Source organism: Mesorhizobium sp. WSM4820 (assembly GCF_055811075.1).
This window is the reverse complement of record NZ_JBVVQN010000027.1, coordinates 72,646-94,588: the sequence shown is the minus strand read 5'-3', so window position 1 is coordinate 94,588 and position 21,943 is coordinate 72,646. Positions and strand designations below refer to the sequence as shown.

The window sequence follows — 21,943 nt, the reverse complement described above, 5'->3', positions numbered from 1 at the left end:
CTCTTGCCCACTCCCCCTCTTGCCCAATCCCCCTCTTGCCCAATCGCTTGCCTCTCCTGGCGATTTGTGGTCTTGGAGGCGCCAAATCGCTTTCGTCGCGAAATCTCATTCCGGATCACATCATCATGGCCAAGATCAATGGCAACGAAATCCGTCCCGGCAACGTCATCGAGCACGATGGCGGCCTGTGGGTGGCGGTCAGAACCAACGCTGTCAAACCAGGCAAGGGCGGCGCCTATAACCAGGTCGAGCTGAAGAACCTGATCAACGGCACCAAGCTCAATGAGCGTTTCCGCTCGGCCGAGACAGTCGAGCAGATCCGACTGGAGATGAAGGATTTCTCCTTCCTCTACGAACAGGGCGAAGCGCTGGTGTTCATGGACACCGAAAGCTACGAGCAGCTTGAATTGCAAAAGGATTTCGTCGGCGATCGCGCTGCCTTCCTGCAGGACGGCATGATGGTGACGGTCCAGCTCTATGACGAAAGGCCGATCGGCATTTCGCTGCCCGACCAGGTGACGCTGACGATCACAGAGGCCGACCCGGTGGTGAAGGGCCAGACCGCCGCCTCGTCCTATAAGCCGGCGATGCTGGAAAACGGCATTCGCGTGCTGGTGCCGCCTTTCATCGGCTCGGGCGAGCGTATCATCGTCGACACCAACGAAATCACTTATGTGCGCCGCGCCGACTAAGGCATGATCCCAAAAAGTTGCAGACTTTTTTGGACAAGATCATGTCTCAAAGCAAATAGTATCAGCCCAAAAAGTTGCAGACTTTTTGGATAAGATCATGCCTCAAGGCAAATAGGCGCAGCGGCAGGAAGAAGAGCAATGGCGCGTTCCGCGATCCTCAATGTCATGGTCCAGGCCGCTATGAAGGCCGGGCGCTCGCTGTCGCGGGATTTCGGCGAAGTGCAGAACCTGCAGGTCTCGATGAAGGGGCCGGGCGACTATGTCAGCCAGGCCGACCGCAAGGCAGAAGAAATCCTCTTCACCGAGCTGTCGAAGGCGCGGCCGGGCTATGCCTTCCTGATGGAGGAGCGCGGCCTGATCGCAGGCGACGACAGCCAGCACCGCTGGATCGTCGACCCGCTCGACGGCACCACCAATTTCCTGCACGGCATTCCGCTCTTCGCCATCTCGATCGCGCTGGAGCGCCAGGGCCAGATCGTCGCCGGTGTCGTCTATAATCCGGCGATGGACGAACTCTACACCGCCGAGCGCGGTGGCGGCGCATTCATGAACGACCGCCGGCTGCGGGTTGCCGGCCGCACCAAGCTGATCGACACGGTGATCGGCTGCGGCGTGCCTCATCTCGGCCGCGGCCAGCATGGCAATTTCCTCATCGAGCTGCGCAACGTGATGGCCGAAGTTTCGGGCGTGCGCCGCCTCGGCTCCGCCTCGCTCGATCTCGCTTACGTCGCTGCCGGCCGCATGGACGGGTTCTGGGAAACCGGCCTGTCGGCCTGGGACGTCGCCGCCGGCATCCTGCTGATCCGCGAGGCGGGCGGCTTCATCTCCGACTTCGCCGGCGGGCAGAACATGCTGGATGGCGGGTCGATCATCGTCGGCAACGAGACCATCCAGCGTGCGCTGTTGAAGACCGTCAGGAAGCCGGTGACGCGCTAGACCATGATCCCGAAAAGCATGAACCCGGATTTGGCGCGCTGAACCGCCGCAGTCGCAAAACCGCAACGAAAGCTTGAAATGCTGTCCGGCATCCGCCCAAATAGGTGGATGCAGGATCCTTCATGACGCATATCGGCCCGGAATCAAAGATCGAGATACCCCAGATCGAAATCCCCTTCATGGGACGCTGGCACTATTCGCGCGCCGAAATGATCGCCGACGGCATCGTCCATGCGGTTGGCATCGTGCTCGCCATTGCCGCTGGCTCGACGCTGCTGGCGCTGGCTGCCTCCCATACCGGTCCGGCCGAATATATCGCCGCCGCTTTCTACGTGATTTCGCTGCTCGCCGTGCTGTCGGTGTCGCTGGCCTACAATCTGTGGCCGGTGTCGTCGCAAGCCAAGTGGATACTGCGGCGCTTCGACCATGCCGCGATCTATCTGCTCATCGCCGCGACCTACACGCCTTTCCTCGCCCAGCTCGACGGCTCGCCGCTGGCCATCTCGATGATCGTCCTGGTCTGGGCCGCGGCAGCGATCGGCATCGCCATCAAAGTGCTTCTTCCCGGACGCTTCGACCGGCTGGCGATCGTCTTCTATCTCGCCATCGGCTGGAGCGGCATCGTTCTTGTCGAGCCGCTCGTCCAGACATTGCCGACGACATCGATCGCGCTGATCGTTGCCGGCGGCATCGTCTATTCCTGCGGCGTCATCTTCTTCGCCTGGAAAGGCCTGCGCTTCCACAACGCGCTGTGGCACGGCTTTGTCGTCACCGGCGCCGGCCTGCATCTTGCCGCCATGGTCGACTGCCTGGTCATCAACCGACCCTAACGCAATGGTCCGCTTGGCAATATTGCCAAGCGCCATTCAATTTGGTCACAATTGCGTTTAGAGTCGCCGTCAAACGTGAATTGGCGGCGGCGGCGGCATCGGAAACGGGGCACGGATGGCTTTTTTCAAATCCTTCGGCATGGGCAGGCGCTCCGACGTGCTGATGTACGATCCGCACAAATTGTCGAGCCCGCAGGTCTTTCTGCTGACCATGGTCATCTTCCTGATGATCGTCGCTTTCATCGCCGCCATACTGACCCGGCAGATCTCGACAGCCTTCGCCACCAATCCCGGTCTCAACGGCCTGATCGTCGGCGTGCTTGCGGTCGGCATCCTGCTGGCCTTCGCGCAGGTCGGCCGGCTGTTTCGCGAAGTGCGCTGGGTCAACTCTTTTCGGGCCGGCTCCGAAACCACCGAACCGGTGCTGCTGGCGCCGATGAAGGCGATGATCGGCCGCTCGCCGACGATCGCCTTCTCGACCAGCTCAATGCGCACCATGCTCGATTCGATCGCCACCCGCCTCGACGAAAGCCGCGACACCTCGCGCTATCTTGTCGGGCTGCTGGTGTTCCTTGGTCTGCTTGGCACCTTCTGGGGGCTGCTCAACACGATCGGCTCGATCCGCGAAACCATCGGCTCGCTCGATCCCGGCACCGGCGATGCCGCCGCCGTGCTCGAATCGCTGAAGGCCGGGCTTGCCGCGCCGCTTGCCGGCATGGGCACCGCCTTCTCGTCGTCGCTGTTCGGCCTGTCCGGCTCCCTGGTGCTCGGCTTCCTCGACCTGCAGGCTGGCCGCGCCCAGACACGCTTCTACACCGAGCTCGAAAACTGGCTGTCCTCGGTCACCGACCTGTCCTCCGACATCGTCGTCGCCGAACCGCCCAAGGTCGAGTCCTCCGACGAGATCCGCGTCCTGTCGGAAAGACTGCGCAGCATGCAAGAGAACGGCGGCGGCGCCAATCCGCGTGTCGCCACCGCCATGGCCAACCTTGCCGACGGCATTTCGGGCCTGGTCAAGAACATGCGCTCGGAGCAGCAGATCATGCGCGACTGGGTCGAGGCCCAGTCGGACGAGCAGAAGGCGATGCGCAACACTCTGGAGAAGATCGCCGACGCCCTGAAGAAGACTGGAGTCCATTAGCATGGCTCTCGCCAGGAGCCGGCGTGCCGATCGCCGTATCGATTACTGGCCGGGCTTCGTCGACGCGCTGTCGACGTTGCTGCTGGCGATCATGTTCCTGCTTACCGTCTTCGTGCTGGCGCAGTTCCTGCTCGGCCGCGAAATCTCCGGCAAGGACACGGTGCTCAACCGCCTCAATTCGCAGATCAACGAACTGACCCAGCTTCTGGCACTGGAGCGCTCGACGACGCAGGACAGGGAAGATTCGCTCGCCAATTTGCAGGCGTCGCTGTCGGCGTCGGAGGCCGAAAAGAGCCGGCTCGAGCAATTGCTGGCGCAAGGCGCCGGTGCCGGCGACGCCGCAAACCAGCGGGCAGCGGCGCTTTCGGGCGAACTCGACGACCAGCGCCAGATCAGCCAGCAGGCACTGAGCCAGGTTGAAATCCTCAACCAGCAGATCTCGGCGCTGCGCCGGCAGATCGGAGCGCTCGAAGAAGCGCTCAACGTGTCCGAAGCGCGCGATCGCGAGTCCAACACCAAGATCGCCGATCTCGGCCGCCGCCTGAACGTCGCGCTGGCGCAACGCGTGCAGGAACTGAACCGCTACCGGTCCGACTTCTTCGGGCGCCTGCGCGAAATCCTCGCAGACCGCGAGAACATCCGCATCGTCGGCGACCGTTTCGTCTTCCAGTCGGAAGTGCTTTTCCCGACAGGCTCCGAAGTGATCAACGATGCCGGCAAGGACGAGATGAAGAAGCTCGCCGACGCCATCATCGACCTGCAGAAGGAGATCCCGCCGGAGATCAACTGGGTGCTGCGCGTCGACGGCCACACCGACGACAAGCCGCTGTCGGGCACTGGCCGCTACCGCGATAATTGGGAATTGTCGACGGCGCGCTCGACCTCGGTGGTGAAGTTCCTGATCGAGAACGGCGTACCGGCCAACCGCCTGGTTGCGGCCGGCTTCGGCGAATTCCAGCCGCTCGACCCCGCCGACACCGAAGACGCGCGCAACAAGAACCGCCGCATCGAGCTGAAACTGACCGAGCGCTGATCGCCCGGCTCCAGGCGGCGGCCGCACTTAGGGCGGCGATGCAGGCTGGCAAGGCCTGAAAAGATTACCTTTTTTTGATTACACTTTGCCGAGGATCGCTCCTAGCTATGTCACGGGGCCGAAAACCGCCGGCGGTGGAAGCGTCCATTGCGACCCGACGGAACCGACGGCCCACGGCCGGAAGGTGGCCCTCCCAATCGCCGCCTCCCTGTAAAAGGAGACGCAACATGCGCTCTTTCACTCCCAAGACCCTCAGGACTGCAACGCTCGCCGCACTTCTCGTCACCGTTCCGTTTGCCGGCGCCGACGCCGGCCCGCATGAGGCAGCTTTGATCAACCAGATAGAGAGCGTGGATACCGGTATCCGAGGCGCCATGCAGGCGAACAGGATCAAGCTGGACGAAGCGCGTGGCTTGCGCACGCAGGTCGCTCAACTTGATCGGGCCGCGCAGAGGGCCGCGCGAGATGGAACGATGCCGGCCACGCAATATCATCAATTGCTGGCTGAGCTCGATCATGTCAGCCAAAGGCTGCGGGCTGCAACCGGCAGCGCCTTCCTCATCGGCAGCGGTGGCGATGGCGGGTACTATCCGAACGGCTACGGCCCAAACTATCCAAAGGCTGAAATCATCCATTACAGCGCCGCACTTTGATCTTGCGCATGATCTGTTGATTTTGCGCAGGATCCGTTCCGCACCGAAGCCCCAGGCAGGGAGCTTTTCCAAAAATCGAGTCCGATTTCGGGGTTATGCGCCCAGCCAAACTGCGACCAGAGCAACTGCAGCCGGCACGGTCTGGATGTAGAGGATTTTCCTGCCGACCGTCGCCGCGCCGTAGAGGCCGGCGATGGCGACGCAGAGCAGGAAAAACACCTTGATCTGGAAACCAGCCGCGCCGAGGTAAAGCCCCCAGATCAGCCCGGCTGCGAGAAAGCCGTTGTAAAGTCCCTGGTTGGCCGCAAGCACTTTCGATGCGCTGGCGAATTCCGGCGTCAGCTTGAACGCCTTGTGGCCGCGCGGCGTGTCCCACAGCACCATCTCCAGATAGACGATGTAAAGGTGGATCAGCGCCACCAACCCGACCAGCACATTGGCGATCATGCTTCGTCTCCCCGATGCGACGCGCCGCCGCCTCGCGACATTGATCACGCACGCCACCGCTCCCGCAAGACCCATTGCAGCGTGCATCCTGGCCAGCAACCATGTGCCCATCGCCGACGGTCTTTCAGGGTTGCCAATATCAGCGCATTGGTATCTTTTCCCGCCGTTCAAATTCAGCGGAAGCCACAATGTCCTTTCAAAAACTCGACGACCTCGGCCACAAGCTTGAAGCACTGGAGCATGCGCTCGCCATTCTCGGCGCCGACGAGGCGACCCACATGGCCGTCGGCGGCGGCGAAAAGCGCGCCGAGGCGATGTCGGCGCTGGCCGGCATGCATCACGCCAGAGCGACAGCGCCGGAGATCGCCGACTGGATCGCAGCGGCCGAACAGGAAACGCTGAACGAAGAACAGCAGGCAGCGGTCAAGGAATTCCGGCGGCAATACACCAACCTGACCTGTCTGCCGGTCGAATTCGTCGAGCGCCAAACCACCGCCCGGATGCGCTCCGAGCAGTTGTGGCGCGACTTGCGTGCAAAGAACGACTGGGCCGGCTTTTTGCCGGCGCTAGAAGGCGTCGTCGCACTGGTGCGCGAGGAAGCAGCCCTGCGCGCCGACGTGCTCGGCCTTGATCCCTACGACGCGCTGATGGAGCAGTACGATCCCGGCAACCGCGCCGCCGACATCACGCCGGTCTTCGCCGAGTTGAAGACGTTCCTGCGGGATTTCGTACCGGAGGCATTGGCGGTGCAGGATGAGCGGCTGGCGAAACATCCGCTAAAACCGCTTTCGGGCAGCTATGCGATCGAAAAGCAGCGCGAGCTTGGCCTCGCCATGATGGCGGCGGTCGGCTTCGATCTCACCCACGGCTCGCTGTCGGTATCGCATCATCCGTTCTGCGGCGGCGTGCCGAGCGACGTGCGCATCACCACCCGCTACAAGACCTCCGATTTCCTGTCGGCGCTGATGGGCGTGCTGCACGAGACCGGCCACGCGCTTTACGAACAGAACCTGCCGAAGGCGTGGGCGCAGTGGCCGCTCGGCAAGGCGCGCGGCATGGCTGTGCATGAAAGCCAGAGCCTGTTCGTCGAGAAGCAGATCGGCCGCAACCCCGAATTCTGGCGCTGGGCGCTGCCGGTGGTCGAAAAGCACCTCGGCGAGGCCTGGTCGATCGAAGACATCCTGCCGCATGTACACCGGGTCGAGCGCGGCCTGATCCGCGTCGACGCCGACGAGGTGACCTATCCGCTGCACGTCATCCTGCGCTACGAGTTGGAGCAGGAGCTTGTCTCGGGGCGGCTGGAGGCCGCCGACCTGCCCGAGGCCTGGGACGCCAGGATGCGCGACTATCTCGGCCTGTCGACCATCGACAACCCGGCCGACGGGCCGATGCAGGACGTGCACTGGCCGGGTGCTGCCTTCGGCTATTTCCCGTCTTATACACTGGGCGCGATGATGGCGGCGCAGCAATGGGCCGCCCTGACCAGAGACCATCCCTCCGCCGACGAAGACCTCGCCAAGGGAAATTTCGCGGCGATCAACGACTGGCGCCGGCAAAAGATCTGGTCGCAAGGCTCACGCTGGTCGACGCCCGAACTGCTCGAGCGCGCCACCGGCGAGAAGCTCAACGCCACGCATTTCACCGAGCATTTGCGCAAGCGCTATGGGAAGGTGCTGAAGGGCGCCTGACATATCTTCAAGCGCATCGAACGCGGCGGCACTTTCGTCGCCGCCGACCAGCGCCATTTGCAAAAGACGAAGCCGTTTGGCAGCGTCGTCCTACTACTCCGCGGCGCCCCTGAAGGCGTTCGCCCCGGTTTCGAACTGCAGCTTGGCCAGCCGCGCATAGATGCCGCCCTTGGCGACGAGGCTCTGGTGGGTGCCTTCCTCGACGATGCAGCCGCCATCCATGACCAGGATCCGGTCCGCCTTCAGCACCGTCGCCAGCCGGTGGGCGATGACGATCGTGGTGCGGTCCTGCATCAGCCGCTCCAGCGCCGTCTGCACCAGCGTCTCGCTTTCGGCGTCCAGTGCCGAGGTTGCCTCGTCGAGCAGCAGGATCGGCGCATCGCGCAGTATCGCGCGGGCAATCGCCACGCGCTGGCGCTGGCCGCCGGACAAGGTCACGCCGCGCTCGCCGACCTGGCTGTCATAGCCTTTCTCGAGTTTCAGGATGAACTCGTCGGCAAGCGCATCCCTGGCCGCCGCCTCGATCTCGGCCTGGCTGGCGTCCGGACGGCCGAAGCCGATATTGTCGCGCGCGCTGGCCGCGAAGATGGTGACGTCCTGCGGCACGATGGCGATCCGCTCTCGGATGGCGACGGGGTCGGCCTCGCGCACATTGACGCCGTCGATCATGATCTTGCCGGTCTCGGGGTCGTAGAAGCGCAGAAGCAGCGAAAAGACGGTGCTCTTGCCGGCACCCGATGGGCCGACGATCGCCACCGTCTCGCCGGGCTTGACCTGGAAACTCAGGCCGTGGACGGCAGCGCGGTCAGGCCCGGCCGGATAGGAGAAGGACACGTCGTCGAAACTGATTGCGCCTCTGGCCGTCGCCGGCAGCGGTTTCGGATGCGCTGGGGCCTGGATCGCGGGCTTCTCGGCCAGGATCTCGGTCAGCCGTTCGGCAGCACCCGCCGCCTGGGAAAGCTCGCCCCACACTTCCGACAGCGCGCCAAGCGCGCCGGCGGCGAACACCGAATAGAGCAGGAACTGGCCGAGCGTGCCCGGCGACAGCGTGCCGTCGAGCACGTCGCGCGAACCGAACCACAGCACCGCCACCACCGAGGAAAAGATCATGAAGATGGCGAAGAAGGTGAGGAAGGAGCGGGCAAAGATCGAGGATCGCGCCGCCGCGAAAGCGGCTTCCACGGCAGCTGAAAAATGCCCGGTGACCAGCTTCTCATTGGTGAAGGCCTGCAGCGTGCGCACCGCGCCGATCTGCTCGCTGGCGTAGGCCGTGGCGTCGGCCAGTGTGTCCTGCGCCAGCCGCGATTTGCGCCGCACCGAGCGGCCGAAGGCGACCAGCGGCAGCACGATCACCGGGATGGCGGCGATGACGAGGCCCGACAGTTTCGGGCTGGTGAAGACCATCATAGCCACGGCGCCAAGCCCAAGAATGACGTTGCGCAGCGCTACCGATGCGGTGGCACCGACCGCCGACTTGACCTGCGTCGTGTCGGCGGCGAGCCGCGAGACGATCTCGCCCGACTGGGCGGTGTCGAAAAAGGATGGCGACAGCGTCGTGACATGGCGGAACACGTCGCTGCGGATGTCGGCGACGACGCGCTCGCCCAGCGTGATGACGAAATAATAGCGGCTGGCCGACGCCGCAGCGAGCAAGGCAGCCATCACCACGAGCATGGCGAAATACTCGGCGATGAAAATGGAATCGGAAGCGGAAAAGCCATGGTCGATCATGCGCCGCACGGCCAGCGGCAGCGCCAGCGTCGTCGCCGCAGCAACGGTCAGCGAGACGACCGCGCCAATGACCATTTTCCGGTAGCGGGTGATGTAGGGGAACAGGCGCCGCAGCGGCTTGAGCGAGCGCCTACGCTCGTCTGCATCGCCGCTGGTGTGCGCCATGACCGTTTCCTCTGGCCGCCTTCTGGGCATGCGCCTCAATATGCGCTTACCGCGGCCTTGTGATTCAATTCCGGCTGATGTATAGGCTCGCCGACCGTTTTTAAAAGCCGTGGCTCCTCAATAGCTGCGGCTTCGAGTTTTAAAAAGGGGCGCATCGACGCAGGCTTTACGCCCGTCAGCGGCGCCAGCGAACCAGGAATAGCACAATGAAGACCGATATCCATCCCGACTACCACACCATCAAGGTCGTCATGACCGACGGCACCGAATACATGACCCGTTCGACCTGGGGCAAGGAAGGCGATACGATGAACCTCGACATCGACCCGACCACCCATCCGGCCTGGACCGGCGGCCAGCAGACCCTGCTCGACCGCGGCGGCCGCCTGTCGAAGTTCAAGAAGCGTTTCGAAGGTTTTGGGCTGTAAGCCGTAAGCCTTTTTCGGATCAGAAGGAACCCGCCCTCGTGGCGGGTTTTTTCTTGCCGGAATGCGGCTCTATTCGTCGACCAGTTCGCGCAGCGCCATGCGCTTGTAGGCGGCGACCAGGTCGTCGCCTTCCTTTCGACCGACCGAGATCGCCAGCCGCATGGTGGCCTCGCCCATCTGCCAGATGAGAAACGCCGTCGTTTCCAGCGCCGCCGGATCGGCGGTAGGCCGCAGCCGCTTCAGCACCGCGGTGAGGAATTCGGCGTTGGCCCGGCTGTCGGCGAGCTCGAGTTCGCGTAGCGCCTTGTCGGCCTGTGTGCCCGACCAGATGTCGCGCATTACCGGCTCGGCCAGGAACAGCCCGTAATAGATATCCACCAGCTCGGAAAATGCCCGCCGCAGCCCTTCGGCGTCGCTGACCTGTGCAAGCGCTGCCGCGATGCAGGCCTGGCTTTCGGCGGTGTGGCGCTCGGCCAGCGTCCAGATGATCGCCCGCTTGTCCGGGAAGAACTGGTAGAGCGAGCCGATCGACACGCCGGCCCGTTCCGCAACTTCGCCCATGCGCATGACATCGCTGCCTCGCTCGGCGATCAGCGCAGAGGCGGCGGCCAGCATCCGCTCGACCCGCTCGCGGCTGCGCTGCTGGCTGGGCGCCCGGCGCGGCGATGCGATCTGGCCATCCTGTGAACCCGCTACGCTCGAGCCTTCCATCACTGTCTCCTGGCGAATGATCAACAAACTGGCTTGACTCACAAAATACGAGGGTTTATCACGTTTTGCAAATGTGAGGATTATTCATATTTGTGAGCAAAGGAAATCGCCATGATCGATACAGCAGCAAAACCGATTTTGATCCTCGGCGGAACCGGCAAAACCGGCCGTCGTCTCGCGGACAGGCTGACGGCGCAGGGCCTGCCGGTACGGATCGGCTCGCGCTCGGGCACCCCGCCCTTCGACTGGGAAGACGATACGACCTGGGAACCCGCGCTCGATGGTGTCGGTGCCGCCTACATCAGCTACTATCCCGATCTTGCGGTGCCCGGCGCGGCCGAAGCGGTCGGCGCCTTCGCCAACCTTGCCGTGGCAAGCGGTGTGCGCCGGCTGGTGCTGCTGTCGGGGCGCGGCGAGATCGAAGCGCAACGTGCCGAAGAGATGCTGAAAGCCTCAGGCGCCGACTGGACGATCCTGCGCTGCGCCTGGTTTTCCCAGAATTTCAGCGAGAGTTTTTTGCTCGATCCGCTGCTGGCCGGTGAGGTGGCTTTGCCGGTCGGCACTGTCGGAGAACCGTTCGTCGATGCCGACGACATTGCCGATGCCGCCGTGACGGTGCTTACCCGGCAAGGCCATGTCGGCCAGCTTTACGAGCTGACCGGGCCGCGTCTGCTGAGCTTCGCCGACGCGGTCGCCGAGATCGGCAAGGCGGCCGGCCGCGACATCCGCTTTGTCAGGATTTCGCATGCCGAGTTCACCGCCGCAGTAGCCGGATACGAGTTGCCTGCCGAGTTCGCCTGGCTGCTCAACGAGCTGTTCACCGAAGTGCTCGACGGTCGCAACGAGGCGCTGACCGACGGCGTCGAGCGCGTGCTCGGCCGCGCCCCAAAGGACTTTTCCGCCTATGCAACCGAAACCGCTGGTACGGGCATATGGAGTGACTGACATGATCATGAAACTGCTTCCCAGCCTCACCTTCATCGCCGCGCTCGGCTCGGGCGTCGTCGCTGGTGTCTTCTTCGCCTTCTCCAGCTTCGTCATGCCGGGCCTCGCCCGCATGCCTGCCGTGGGCGGTATCGCCGCCATGAATTCGATCAACGTCACTGCGGTGACGCCGCTGTTCATGACCGCGCTTTTCAGCACCGGGCTGATCTGCCTCGTCCTCGTCGTCGGCGCTGTCATCGGCTGGGGCCAACCGGGCTCGTTGTGGCTTCTCGCCGGCGCCCTGATCTATGTCGTCGGCAGCCTGATCGTGACGATGATTTTCAACGTGCCGCTCAACAACGCGCTGGCCGCCGTCGATCCGGCAAGCGCCAACGGCGCCGCCGTTTGGGCCACCTATCTCAGGGACTGGGTGATGTGGAACCACGTCCGTACCATCACCGCCATCGTCGCGCTGGCCTGCTTCATCGTGGCGTGGCGGTGAACGAGGGCAGAAATCTAAAAGACCTTGCGTCAGGCAGGGTCTTTTGACGGGGTATCTTTTGACTTGTCGCTCTTGCGGTCGGCATGGCCGAGATCGCGGTCCGGATCGATCACGTCGCGAACCAGTTGCTTGAGCCTTGCGGCATCGGGAAAGCCGCCGTCGCGCTTGCGGTCCCAGACCAGTGTCTCGTTGCAGGAAATGGTGAAGATGCCGCCGGTGCCGGGCACCAGCGTGACCTCGCCCAGATCCGTTGCGAAGGTCGACAGCAGCTCCTGCGCCATCCAGCCGGCCCGCAGCAGCCAGTGGCACTGCGCGCAATAGGTGATGCGGACCTGGGGCAACGGCTTTTCGGTCATGTCAGATTGAGCTCCGCTCATATGTCAAATTGAGCTCCGCTCATATTCTCGGGCTGAGCTGTGCTCATGCCGCGCTGAGCTTCGCCATGGTCTCGTCGTCGACCTCGAAATTGGCGTAGACGCTCTGCACGTCGTCGTCGTCCTCGAGCGTGGCGACCAACTTCATCAGCGACTGTGCCCGCTCCTCATCGACCGCAATGTTGGTCTGCGGCTTCCAGATCGGCTTCACTGATTCAGCCTCGCCGAGCGCGCCTTCCAGCGCCTTCGACACCTCACCAAGATTCTCGAAGGCGCAATAGATCGTGTGGCCTTCCTCGTCCGACTGGACGTCGTCGGCCCCGGCCTCGATCGCCGCGTCCATGACCTTCTCGGCACTGCCGACCGACGCCGGATAGAAGATCTCGCCGACACGGTCCCACATGAACGACACCGAGCCGGTTTCGCCCATCGCCCCGCCGGCCTTGGTGAAGGCGGCACGCACATTCGACGCCGAGCGGTTGCGGTTGTCGGTCAGCGCCTCGACGATCAGCGCGACGCCACCCGGCCCGTAGCCTTCGTAACGCACGGCTTCGTAAGTCTCGGCGTCACCCATCGATGCCTTGTTGATGGCGCGCTGGATGTTGTCTTTCGGCATCGACACCGCCTTGGCGTTCTGCACGGCAAGACGCAGGCGCGGGTTCATCGACGGGTCCGGCGTGCCGCTCTTGGCGGCGACGGTTATTTCGCGCGCCAGCTTGGAAAACATTTTCGACCGCACTGCATCCTGGCGGCCCTTGCGGTGCATGATGTTCTTGAACTGTGAATGGCCTGCCATGGCACCCCTGTCGTTTTCTTGGCAGAGCATCCTGCAGCGAGGTAGTCACCTCGCCTTTGCCAAAATGCTCGAAGTCAAAATTTCAGAACGTCCCTGCTGCGTCCGGATGGACGTACGGCGCTCTATCTCGGAATGGCCGGCTTATAGATAAATCGGCTCAATTCGTCCAGCCGCGCCGTAAGGATGGTGCGGCAAGGTAACCGCCAGCTGCTTTCCTGCGAACGCTCACTCCTCCAGATCGGATCTCAGCCGGTCGAGAATGCTGATCGCATGCGTGGCGTACTGGCTGATCCAGCGGTCGTGGATCTGCTTGATCGGCAGCGCATTGAGATGGTTCCAGCGTTCGCGCCCCTCGCGCCGCGCCACCACCAGGTCGGCTTCCTCCAGCACTTTCAGATGCAGCATGACGGTGCAGCGGTCCATGTCGGGAAAGGCATCGCACAGCATGCCGGTGGTCCGCGGCGCGTCCTTTAGCTCGTCGAGCAGCGCGCGCCGGCGCGGATGCGCCAGCGCCTTGAAAACATTGTCATCCTGCGCCTTGCTTGACATGTTATATTTTTATAACATAATATCGATCCGATCAAGGAAGGAGCTGTGGATATGTCTCTTGGATTCAGAGTTTCGGGCCGCATCGGCAAACCGGTTGCCGAAGTCTTCGATGCGGTCGTCAATCCGAACAAGCTCAGCGGCTATTTCACCACCATCGGCGGCGCCAGTGCCCCGCTGGTGGCCGGCGCCAGGGTCGTCTGGTGGGGCAAGGTCCCGGTCGAGGTCGACGAGGTGGAGAAAGACAACCGCATCGTGCTGCGCTGGGACGCCACCGACGCCGACGGCAAGCCGGCCTACAAGACCCGCATCGAGATGAATTTCGAGCCGCTGGACGACGGCGGCACCTTCGTCACCATCGCCGAGGCCGGCTGGCACGAGGACGCGGTCGGCCTGAAGAAGTCCTACCTCAATTGCGAGGGCTGGTCGCAGATGCTGGCCTGCATGAAGGCCTATGTCGAATACGGCATCAATTTGCGCGACGGCTACTATCGCAGCGAGATGAAGGGCGAGCCCGCCAATGAAGACAATATCTGAGAAGACGGAGGAAAGAATGGCTGCGAAAATCACCGGCGGCATCAACATCGCCATGAAAGTGCCGCCCCACCAACACCAGGAGACGATCGCCTTCTACCGCGATGTCGTCGGCCTAAAACCGTTCACGGCCAAGGCGCCGGCCATCGGATTCGAGCTCGGCCCCAATCGCCTGTGGATCGACGAGGCGCCGATGCTGAGCCAGGCCGAGGTCTGGCTGGAACTGTTCACCGATGATTTTTCGGCCGCCGCCGATCATCTCGCCAAGGCCGGTGTCGTGCGCTGCGACGCCATCGAGGCGCTCGGCGAAGGTTTTCGTGGCGGCTGGATCACCAATCCGGCCAACATCATTCACCTGGTGCGCGAACCCGACGCCTGGTGACGGAGACCGGTTCGGAAGGAGGACGAAATGGACATCCGTGAGATACCGACCGCCGAAGCCGGCATGCTGATCCGGCGGCCGGTTGCAGAAGTGTTCGAAGCCATCGTCGATCCGGCGATCACGACGAAGTTCTGGTTCACCCATGGCAGCGACAGGCTCGACAGCGGCAACGAGATTCGCTGGGAATGGCGGATGTATGGCGTTTCGACGCCGGTCACGGTCAGCGAGATCGTCAGGAACGAAAAGATCGTCATGCAATGGAGGCCGACCACGGTGGTCTGGACTTTTACCGAGGTGCCGGGCGGCGCGACCTTTGTCGAGGTTCGCAATTTCGGTTTTGCCGGCAGCCCCGATGAGCAGGTCAAGCAGGCGATCGGCTCGACCGAGGGCTTCGCGCTGGTGCTCGCCGGCGCCAAGGCCTGGTTGGAGCAAGGCTTGACGCTTGGCCTGATCGGCGACCGTCATCCGAAGGGCGTGCCGACCGCTTAAGTCGCCGGGTGCCAAAAGCCATTCTGCAGCGATCCTTCCCACCCCCCCTCTGTCCTGCCGGACATCTTCCCCGCAATGGGCCGCAAGGGGGAGATCGGATGTCGCTGAGGCTTTCGCCAATCTCCAACGCTGCAGGACGAGCGGAGCGCTAAAGCTGCCAATCTCCCTCCTTGAGGGGGAGATGTCCGGCAGGACAGAGGGGGTGCTGTCCCTCCGACGTCTCAAAGGTTCTGCATGGCCGCGACAAGTGAGGCAGAGCTCAGGCCTTCGCGCCGTCGCTTCGCCCCGCCAACCTCAGTGCCCCGCGCCGGCCTTTGCCTTCCTCCGACGTCGCGCCAGCATGTTGAGGCCCTCGACAAGAGCGGAAAAGCCCATGGCGGCGTAGATGTAGCCCTTCGGCACATGGAAGCCCATGCCGTCGGCGATCAGCGTCATGCCGATCATCAGCAGGAAGCTCAGCGCCAGCATGACGATGCTGGGATTCTTGGCGATGAAGTTGGCGAGCGGCCCGGCCGCCAGCATCATCACGCTGACTGCCACGATCACGGCGATATACATGATGGCGATCTCGTCGGTCATGCCGACCGCGGTGATGATCGAATCGATCGAAAAGACGAGGTCGAGCAGCAGGATCTGGAAGACGGCGCCGCCCAGCGAAAGCTGCAGCGTTTCGCCGATCATCGTGTCCTGATGGTCCTCGAGATCGACCGTGTGGTGGATTTCCTTGGTCGCTTTCCAGACGAGGAACAGGCCGCCGGCGATCAGGATCAGATCGCGCCAGGAGAAACCATGGCCGAAAGCGGTGAACACCGGCGCCGTCAACTGGACGATGATCGAGATGGTGGCAAGCAGCACCAGCCGCATGATCAGCGCCGCCGAAATACCGATTCGCCGGGCGCGGGCCCTCTGCGCCTCCGGCAATTTGTTGGTCAGGATCGAGATGAAGATCAGATTGTCGATGCCGAGCACCACCTCCAGCACGATCAGCGTCAGCAACGCGACCCATGCAGTCGGATCGGAGACAAAGGCGAAATGTGGCGCCAGGAATTCGATGAGCTGCATGGAGGTCGTCCCCTATTACGATCTGAAGCAGGCGTGGCCGGCAATTAGGTACTGCAATCGCTTACATCAATGTCATGACCAGAACGAGGGCGCGGTTTCTTCGAGCCGCGGCCCGCGGCGAAACGGCGCAATCCGCTCGGTCAGGCCGCTGCGATCCGAAATGTCGACGCCGACGCCGCACAATGTCGCCGGGCCGCTCGCCGCCTCGAAGCGCCCTTTCGGCACCTTCGACAGAAACCGGTTGAGCGGCTCCTCCTTGTCCATGCCGAGCGAAGAATCATAGTCGCCGCACATGCCGGCGTCTGAGATATAGCCGGTGCCGCCGTTGAGGATATGGTGGTCGCCGGTCGGCTGATGCGTGTGGGTGCCGACGACCAGGCTGGCGCGACCGTCGACGAAGTGCGCAAAGCACATTTTTTCAGAGGTCGCCTCGGCATGGAAATCGATGACCACCGCATCGGCCTGTTCGCCAAGCGGGCAGGCGGCAAGCTCGCGCTCGCCGGCCTGAAATGGATCGTCGAGTTCAGGATGCATGAACACCCGGCCCATGATGTTGGCGACCAGAACGCGCGCGCCGTTCCTGGCGATGTAGACGCCCGAGCCCCGCCCCGGCGTGCCCTTGGGGAAATTGGACGGACGCAGAAAGCGTTCCTCGCGCGGCGCGAAAGCCAGCGCATCGCGCTGGTCCCAGACATGATTGCCGGTGGTGACGACGTCGGCGCCCGCCGAGATCGTCTCGCGAAAGATCTCTTCGGTAATGCCGAAGCCGCCGGCGGCGTTCTCGCCATTGACGATGACGAAGTCGAGTTTGAAATCCGAGATCAGGCCGGGCAGTTGTTCCCACACCGCCGTGCGTCCCGTCTTGCCGACCATATCGCCGAGGAAGAGAAGTCTCATCTAAACATGATCCCGAACCGAAGGTCAGCGAAGCAAAAAGCTGCATGACTTCCGGAAAAGACCATGCGTCCAGGAACTTATCTACAATTTCGGCGCGAACCGGCGCAACCCGCTCTCGGTGAGTATTTCCGGAATGGTCACGTCATGCGGCTCGTCCGGCACCAGCGCCACCTGCTGGCAGTCGAAAGCAATGCCGATCAGCCGCGGCGGCTGCCCCTTGTCGACCAGCCGCGAGATGGCACGGTCGTAATAGCCGGCGCCATAGCCAATGCGGTGGCCGCGCGCGTCGAAAGCCGCGAGCGGCACCAGCATCACCTGGGGATCGAGCACCTCGGCCTCCTCATGCGGCCCGACGGTGCCGAACCCCATGTCGATCATCGGCGCGCCGCGCACCAGTTCGCGAAAGACGATGGTGGTCTTGTCGAGAATCGCCGGCAGGCAAAGCCGTGCACCTTTTTCGCGCAAGGCGAACATCAACGGCCGGACGTCGACTTCCGAGCGCATCGGCCAGAAGCCGGAGACGATCTGGCCCGGCTCCATCGCAATGCTGTCCCGCGCCGTCTCGGCCATTTCGAGCGCTGCCTCCACCCGCCAGAACGGATCGAGCGCGTCGCGGCGCCCGAGTGCTTCGCGTCGCAACTGTCTTTTCAGGTCTTTCGAGGATGTCATGCGCCGACGATAGAAAAGGTCAGATTTGGATGGAGTTTTAGGAGCGACGTTTTCCACCGCATGATCCACCGAAGCGTGGATCCTTGCGTCAAGTGACGATCCACACAACCGGTGGAGAGAGCGATCCCGGGAACCTACAAAGTAGGTGGGCGCCGTATGAGAAAACCCACGGGTCTTCCCAGGGACAGCTCCCTAGGGATCATTAAGGCCCCGGGGAAAATGTTCTCCTGCCGGGAAGCGCAGACCGTCACGCCCAATATAGGCCGATGGCAGGCCAAGCGCCAGAGAGACGGCCATGTTCGGCGGCTTTATTCGTCGCAAGGCCCTGCCTGGGAGCTGCGCGGCACATGGGGTCACCGCGCCCTCGCCGCTGCGCCTTGCATGGGCTGGGCTGTCTCCTTACGGTTGCCATGAAAACCGAGGAGCAAAAATGCGTTTCGAAGGCACGGCGGCTTATGTCGCCGACAAGGATCTGATGGTGGCGGTCAATGCGGCGATCGCGCTGGAGCGGCCATTGCTGGTCAAGGGCGAGCCCGGCACCGGCAAGACCGAACTGGCCAGGCAAGTGGCGGCCGCGCTCGGCCTCGAGCTGATCGAATGGCATGTCAAGTCGACGACAAGGGCGCAGCAGGGCCTCTACGAGTATGACGCCGTGTCGCGTCTGCGCGACAGCCAACTCGGCGACGAGCGCTTCAACGGCATCAGCAATTATATCAAGCGTGGCAAGCTGTGGGATGCCTTCGCGACGGCCAAGAAGGTCGTGCTTCTGATCGATGAGATCGACAAGGCTGACATCGAGTTCCCCAACGATTTGCTGCAGGAACTCGATCGAATGGAGTTCTTCGTCTACGAGACCGGCGAGACGATCCGCGCCGCTGTGCGCCCGATCGTCATCATCACCTCCAACAACGAGAAGGAACTGCCGGACGCTTTCCTGCGCCGCTGCTTCTTCCACTATATCCGCTTTCCCGACGTCGAGACGCTGCATCGGATCGTCGACGTGCACTATCCCGGCATCAAGCAGAACCTGGTGCGCGCCGCACTCACCCAGTTCTACGAAATCCGCGACGTGCCGGGCCTGAAGAAGAAGCCGTCGACCTCCGAGGCACTGGACTGGATCCGCCTGCTCGTGACCGACGATATCGCGCCCGAGGATTTGCGCGGCGATCCGAAAAACGCACTGCCCAAGCTGCACGGCGCGCTGTTGAAGAACGAACAGGACGTGCATCTGTTCGAGCGGCTGGCCTTTATGGCGAGAAGGCAGGGGTGAGGAGCGGTCGGCCAAAGGCCGACGAAAAGCCAACGATTTGGCTTTTCGATCGACGAACGCCCGAAGCCATAGCGCAGGACCGGGCATGCGGATCGGACAGCGCTTTCCCGTTGCTGGACCGTTGCCGCCGGCCGGGCACCGGGGCAGCCTTGGCCCGAAGCTTCGGAAGGAAATGAAATGACCGAGATCACCGTCCGCCCACTCGCACAATCCGACCATGCCGACTGGCAGCGTCTGTGGACTGCTTACCTCGCCTTCTACGAAACCAAGCTGCCGGAAGACGTCTACGCTGTCACCTGGAAGCGGCTTTTCACGGCGGGGGAGTTCGAACCAAAGGGGTTCATCGCCACGCTCGGCGGCAAGGCGGTCGGCCTGACGCACTATCTCTATCATCGCTCCTGCTGGTCCGAAAAAAACAACTGCTATCTGCAGGATCTGTTCGCCGACCCGGATGTGCGCGGCAAAGGCGTCGGCGCCGCACTGATCGAGGCGGTCAAGCAGGAAGCCGGCAAGATCGGCGTCAAGAACGTCTACTGGATGACGCACGAGACCAACACCACCGCGCGCAAGCTCTACGACCACGTGGCGCGCAGGACCGGCTTCATCGAATATGATCTGATGTGATGAACGGTCGATCGCCCGGCTTGCCGGAAGGATTTGAGGACAAATCATGACCCACTATGTCGGAATCCTTGACGGCGCAGATGATGTCTGGGGAGTGCGGGTGCCCGATCTTCCCGGCTGCCACGGCGGCGGCGCGAGCCCCGAGGAAGCAATTGCCGACGCGACGTCCGCCACCCGCGAATGGATCGAAGCACGCATTGCAAAGCACTTACCCATACCCAACCCAAGGACGGTAGCCGATTTGCTGCGATCCGGCGAAATCGACAGGCCCGGGCGTGAATCCGTCATGATCGTGAGGCACAGATAGCAATTGTTCATCCCTTTCTTCCTCGAACTGAAGGCTGCGCGGGTTCCGGTCTCGCTCCGGGAATATCTGTCGCTGCTGGGAGGGCTGGAGGCGGGGCTGGTCGACTATGACGTCGAGGGTTTTTACTATCTCGCCCGCTCGGCATTGGTGAAGGACGAGCGCCACATCGATCGTTTCGACCAGGTCTTTTCGCACGTCTTTAGGGGTGTCGAAACGCTGGCTGGCGAAAACCCGATCGACGTCGAAAACATCCCGGAGGAATGGCTGCGGCGGCTTGCCGAAAAGCACCTGACCGATGAAGAGAAAAAGCTGGTCGAGGCGCTGGGCGGTTTCGAAAAGCTGATGGAAACGCTGAAAAAGCGGCTGGAGGAACAGAAGCGCCGCCACCAGGGCGGGTCGAAATGGATCGGCACCGGCGGCACCTCACCATTCGGCGCCTATGGCTACAATCCCGAAGGCGTTCGCATCGGCCAGCATGAGAGCCGCAACCGCCGTGCGGTGAAAGTCTGGGACAAGCGTGAGTTCAGGAATTTCGACGATGCCGTCGAGCTCGGCACCCGCAACATCAAGATCGCGCTGAAGCGCCTGCGTCGCTGGGTGCGCGAAGGCGCCGAGGAGGAGTTCGACCTGCCCGGCACCATCCACGCCACGGCCGAGCATGGCTATCTCGACGTACAGACGCGGCCCGAGCGGCGCAATGCCGTGAAGCTGCTGATGTTCTTCGATGTCGGCGGCTCGATGGACGATCACATCAGAAGCGTCGAGGAGCTGTTTTCGGCCGCCCGCGCCGAATTCCGCCAGCTCGAATATTTTTACTTCCACAACTGCCTCTACGAGGGTGTGTGGAAGGACAATCGCCGTCGCCATGCGGAGGTGATTCCGACCTTCGATCTCCTCCACAAATACGGTCCGGACTACAAGGTGATCGTCGTCGGCGATGCCTCGATGAGCCCCTATGAGATTGCGCATCCCGGCGGCTCGGTCGAGCACTGGAATCCGGAGGCCGGCGTCGTCTGGCTCGGGCGTCTGCTGCAGCAATGGCCGAACGCGGTATGGCTCAACCCCGAAAGCGAAAAGCACTGGGGTTTTACCCATTCGATCGCCATGATCCGCGACATCTTCGGCGGCCGCATGTTTCCGCTGACGCTCGCCGGGCTCGAGGCCGCGACGAAGCAACTTTCAAGGAAGCACTGAATGGATTCACGCAAAACAGGACGGCCGACCTGTTTCCTCTGCCTGCAATGTGGCGTCCAGTTCGCGGCGGCAGCCGCGCCGCCGGACCATTGCCCGATCTGCGAGGACGAGCGGCAATATGTGCGCTGGGAGGGCCAGGCCTGGATCACGCCGCAAGAGCTCGCCGCCGGGCATCGGGTCGTGATGAAAGACGACGCCGGCGTGCTCGCCTTCGGCATCGAGCCGCGCTTCGCCATCGGTCAGCGGGCGCTGCTGGCACAGACGCCGCACGGCAATGTGCTGTGGGACTGCATCTCGATGGTCAGCGACGAGGCGGTGGCCGAAATCAACCGACGAGGCGGCCTGGCCGCGATCGCCATTTCGCACTGCCATTATTATTCGGCGATGGTCGAGTGGAGCGAAGCCTTTGGCGGCGTGCCAATCTATCTGCATACCGATGACCGCAAGTGGATCATGCGGCCGCATTCGGCTGTTGTCAGTTGGCAGGGTGAGACGCGCGCCCTGAACCCGTCGCTGACACTTATCCGTTGCGGCGGTCACTTTGCCGGTGGCCAGGTGCTGCACTGGAAGCGCGACGGCGGCAACGCCATCCTGGCCGGCGACATCTTGCAGGTGACGCCAACCCGCCGCCATGTCAGCTTCATGTACAGCTACCCGAACTACATCCCGCTCAATGCGCCGAAGGTACTCCGCATCGCGTCGGCACTGGAGCCTTTCGCGTTCGATCATATCTATGGCGCATGGTGGAACCAGAACGTCATCGGCGATGCAAAGACGGCATTTGCAAGATCTGTTGCGCGCTATCTGGCAGCGATCGCCTGATGAATTCTTCGTGGCAGGATTGGAAATACGGGCAAACGCCGTAACAAATGCCTATTTTAGGCGAACTTGGGAAAGCAGCCCAAGAGCGGCATGAGC

28 protein-coding genes and 1 other RNA gene are annotated in these 21,943 nt (G+C 62.7%); 18 read left to right on the top strand and 11 right to left on the bottom strand.

The features are described 5' to 3' along the window. The first annotated feature begins 125 nt into the window (after window positions 1-125). The 6 genes from efp to AC0L2R_RS30735 all read left to right on the top strand — a co-directional run bounded on the left by efp (window position 126) and on the right by AC0L2R_RS30735 (window position 5,285). Window positions 126-692 (top strand): elongation factor P, encoded by a 567-nt coding sequence (efp, locus tag AC0L2R_RS30760; protein ID WP_023800001.1) that lies wholly within the window; start codon window positions 126-128, stop codon window positions 690-692. 138 nt (window positions 693-830) lie between these two features. Continuing rightward, a complete protein-coding gene (locus tag AC0L2R_RS30755) occupies window positions 831-1,628 on the top strand; it encodes an inositol monophosphatase family protein (RefSeq protein WP_473513352.1) in 798 nt (265 codons plus the stop codon). 122 nt (window positions 1,629-1,750) lie between these two features. Next, window positions 1,751-2,458, top strand: a complete 708-nt coding sequence (gene trhA, locus AC0L2R_RS30750) for a PAQR family membrane homeostasis protein TrhA (RefSeq protein WP_473513350.1) — start codon at window positions 1,751-1,753, stop codon at window positions 2,456-2,458. Window positions 2,459-2,573: 115 nt separating this feature from the next. Continuing rightward, the gene (locus AC0L2R_RS30745; protein ID WP_473513349.1) at window positions 2,574-3,599 is read left to right on the top strand and encodes a MotA/TolQ/ExbB proton channel family protein; all 1,026 of its coding nucleotides are present in this window, start codon (window positions 2,574-2,576) and stop codon (window positions 3,597-3,599) included. A gap of 1 nt (window position 3,600) precedes the next feature. Beyond that, window positions 3,601-4,632 carry a peptidoglycan -binding protein gene (locus AC0L2R_RS30740; RefSeq protein ID WP_473513347.1) on the top strand — a complete coding sequence of 344 codons (1,032 nt, stop codon included), beginning with the start codon at window positions 3,601-3,603 and terminating at the stop codon, window positions 4,630-4,632. 227 nt (window positions 4,633-4,859) lie between these two features. Continuing rightward, entirely contained in the window at window positions 4,860-5,285 is a 426-nt protein-coding gene (locus AC0L2R_RS30735) for a hypothetical protein (protein WP_473513345.1), read from the top strand. A gap of 93 nt (window positions 5,286-5,378) precedes the next feature. Here the strand turns inward: AC0L2R_RS30735 and AC0L2R_RS30730 are convergent, their stop codons facing one another. Next, window positions 5,379-5,732, bottom strand: a complete 354-nt coding sequence (locus AC0L2R_RS30730) for a DUF1304 domain-containing protein (protein WP_023800007.1) — start codon at window positions 5,730-5,732, stop codon at window positions 5,379-5,381. Between the two features lie 188 nt (window positions 5,733-5,920). Here AC0L2R_RS30730 and AC0L2R_RS30725 point away from each other — a divergent pair, with 188 nt between their 5' ends. Continuing rightward, entirely contained in the window at window positions 5,921-7,420 is a 1,500-nt protein-coding gene (locus AC0L2R_RS30725; RefSeq protein WP_473513343.1) for a carboxypeptidase M32, read from the top strand. 93 nt (window positions 7,421-7,513) lie between these two features. On the opposite strand, the gene AC0L2R_RS30720 is transcribed toward AC0L2R_RS30725, so the two are convergent. Beyond that, the gene (locus AC0L2R_RS30720) at window positions 7,514-9,316 is read right to left on the bottom strand and encodes an ABC transporter transmembrane domain-containing protein (protein WP_473513341.1); all 1,803 of its coding nucleotides are present in this window, start codon (window positions 9,314-9,316) and stop codon (window positions 7,514-7,516) included. 35 nt (window positions 9,317-9,351) lie between these two features. Next, window positions 9,352-9,540: a hypothetical protein gene (locus AC0L2R_RS30715; protein WP_139172593.1), complete on the bottom strand. Its 189-nt coding sequence runs from the start codon at window positions 9,538-9,540 to the stop codon at window positions 9,352-9,354. Between AC0L2R_RS30715 and rpmE the strand changes: the two genes are divergently transcribed. Further along, window positions 9,523-9,744: a 50S ribosomal protein L31 gene (gene rpmE, locus AC0L2R_RS30710; protein ID WP_006327661.1), complete on the top strand. Its 222-nt coding sequence runs from the start codon at window positions 9,523-9,525 to the stop codon at window positions 9,742-9,744. The genes AC0L2R_RS30715 and rpmE overlap by 18 nt on opposite strands. A 69-nt stretch (window positions 9,745-9,813) precedes the next feature. On the opposite strand, the gene AC0L2R_RS30705 is transcribed toward rpmE, so the two are convergent. Beyond that, entirely contained in the window at window positions 9,814-10,455 is a 642-nt protein-coding gene (locus AC0L2R_RS30705; protein WP_091593561.1) for a TetR/AcrR family transcriptional regulator, read from the bottom strand. Between the two features lie 111 nt (window positions 10,456-10,566). Here AC0L2R_RS30705 and AC0L2R_RS30700 point away from each other — a divergent pair, with 111 nt between their 5' ends. Further along, on the top strand, window positions 10,567-11,400 hold the full coding sequence (locus AC0L2R_RS30700; protein WP_473513338.1) for an NAD(P)H-binding protein: 834 nt from the start codon (window positions 10,567-10,569) through the stop codon (window positions 11,398-11,400). A gap of 1 nt (window position 11,401) precedes the next feature. Next, entirely contained in the window at window positions 11,402-11,881 is a 480-nt protein-coding gene (locus AC0L2R_RS30695; RefSeq protein WP_473513336.1) for an anthrone oxygenase family protein, read from the top strand. 29 nt (window positions 11,882-11,910) lie between these two features. Here the strand turns inward: AC0L2R_RS30695 and AC0L2R_RS30690 are convergent, their stop codons facing one another. The 3 genes from AC0L2R_RS30690 to AC0L2R_RS30680 form a co-directional block, all read right to left on the bottom strand. Then, window positions 11,911-12,237 (bottom strand): Rdx family protein, encoded by a 327-nt coding sequence (locus tag AC0L2R_RS30690; RefSeq protein ID WP_023800013.1) that lies wholly within the window; start codon window positions 12,235-12,237, stop codon window positions 11,911-11,913. A gap of 64 nt (window positions 12,238-12,301) precedes the next feature. Then, a complete protein-coding gene (locus AC0L2R_RS30685; protein WP_023800014.1) occupies window positions 12,302-13,051 on the bottom strand; it encodes a YebC/PmpR family DNA-binding transcriptional regulator in 750 nt (249 codons plus the stop codon). Window positions 13,052-13,276: 225 nt separating this feature from the next. Continuing rightward, window positions 13,277-13,600: an ArsR/SmtB family transcription factor gene (locus AC0L2R_RS30680; RefSeq protein ID WP_023800015.1), complete on the bottom strand. Its 324-nt coding sequence runs from the start codon at window positions 13,598-13,600 to the stop codon at window positions 13,277-13,279. Window positions 13,601-13,651: 51 nt separating this feature from the next. Between AC0L2R_RS30680 and AC0L2R_RS30675 the strand changes: the two genes are divergently transcribed. The 3 genes from AC0L2R_RS30675 to AC0L2R_RS30665 are packed head-to-tail and all read left to right on the top strand — an operon-like array spanning window position 13,652 to window position 15,002. Further along, window positions 13,652-14,134: an SRPBCC domain-containing protein gene (locus tag AC0L2R_RS30675; RefSeq protein WP_128170691.1), complete on the top strand. Its 483-nt coding sequence runs from the start codon at window positions 13,652-13,654 to the stop codon at window positions 14,132-14,134. Between the two features lie 16 nt (window positions 14,135-14,150). Further along, window positions 14,151-14,513, top strand: a complete 363-nt coding sequence (locus AC0L2R_RS30670) for a hypothetical protein (protein ID WP_473513334.1) — start codon at window positions 14,151-14,153, stop codon at window positions 14,511-14,513. A gap of 27 nt (window positions 14,514-14,540) precedes the next feature. After that, window positions 14,541-15,002, top strand: coding sequence for an SRPBCC family protein (locus tag AC0L2R_RS30665; protein WP_473513332.1), 462 nt, complete (start codon window positions 14,541-14,543; stop codon window positions 15,000-15,002). 294 nt (window positions 15,003-15,296) lie between these two features. Here AC0L2R_RS30665 and AC0L2R_RS30660 read toward each other — a convergent pair whose 3' ends face one another. The 4 genes from AC0L2R_RS30660 to ssrS form a co-directional block, all read right to left on the bottom strand. Then, the gene (locus tag AC0L2R_RS30660) at window positions 15,297-16,064 is read right to left on the bottom strand and encodes a TerC family protein (protein WP_473492175.1); all 768 of its coding nucleotides are present in this window, start codon (window positions 16,062-16,064) and stop codon (window positions 15,297-15,299) included. 72 nt (window positions 16,065-16,136) lie between these two features. Then, window positions 16,137-16,961 (bottom strand): TIGR00282 family metallophosphoesterase, encoded by an 825-nt coding sequence (locus AC0L2R_RS30655; protein ID WP_023800020.1) that lies wholly within the window; start codon window positions 16,959-16,961, stop codon window positions 16,137-16,139. Window positions 16,962-17,042: 81 nt separating this feature from the next. Beyond that, window positions 17,043-17,630 (bottom strand): 5-formyltetrahydrofolate cyclo-ligase, encoded by a 588-nt coding sequence (locus tag AC0L2R_RS30650; RefSeq protein WP_473513331.1) that lies wholly within the window; start codon window positions 17,628-17,630, stop codon window positions 17,043-17,045. A 93-nt stretch (window positions 17,631-17,723) separates the two neighbouring features. Next, a non-coding RNA gene (gene ssrS, locus AC0L2R_RS30645) (6S RNA) lies at window positions 17,724-17,879 on the bottom strand. A gap of 181 nt (window positions 17,880-18,060) precedes the next feature. On the opposite strand from ssrS, the gene AC0L2R_RS30640 reads away from it, so the two are divergent. From AC0L2R_RS30640 to AC0L2R_RS30620, 5 genes are all read left to right on the top strand, one after another. After that, complete coding sequence (locus AC0L2R_RS30640) at window positions 18,061-18,900, top strand: AAA family ATPase (protein ID WP_473513329.1); 840 nt, start codon at window positions 18,061-18,063, stop codon at window positions 18,898-18,900. 177 nt (window positions 18,901-19,077) lie between these two features. After that, window positions 19,078-19,524 carry a GNAT family N-acetyltransferase gene (locus AC0L2R_RS30635; RefSeq protein ID WP_473513328.1) on the top strand — a complete coding sequence of 149 codons (447 nt, stop codon included), beginning with the start codon at window positions 19,078-19,080 and terminating at the stop codon, window positions 19,522-19,524. A gap of 46 nt (window positions 19,525-19,570) precedes the next feature. After that, complete coding sequence (locus tag AC0L2R_RS30630) at window positions 19,571-19,831, top strand: type II toxin-antitoxin system HicB family antitoxin (protein ID WP_473513326.1); 261 nt, start codon at window positions 19,571-19,573, stop codon at window positions 19,829-19,831. 3 nt (window positions 19,832-19,834) lie between these two features. Further along, entirely contained in the window at window positions 19,835-21,025 is a 1,191-nt protein-coding gene (locus tag AC0L2R_RS30625; RefSeq protein WP_473513324.1) for a vWA domain-containing protein, read from the top strand. Next, window positions 21,026-21,847 (top strand): MBL fold metallo-hydrolase, encoded by an 822-nt coding sequence (locus tag AC0L2R_RS30620; RefSeq protein WP_473513323.1) that lies wholly within the window; start codon window positions 21,026-21,028, stop codon window positions 21,845-21,847. Window positions 21,848-21,943 lie beyond the last annotated feature (96 nt).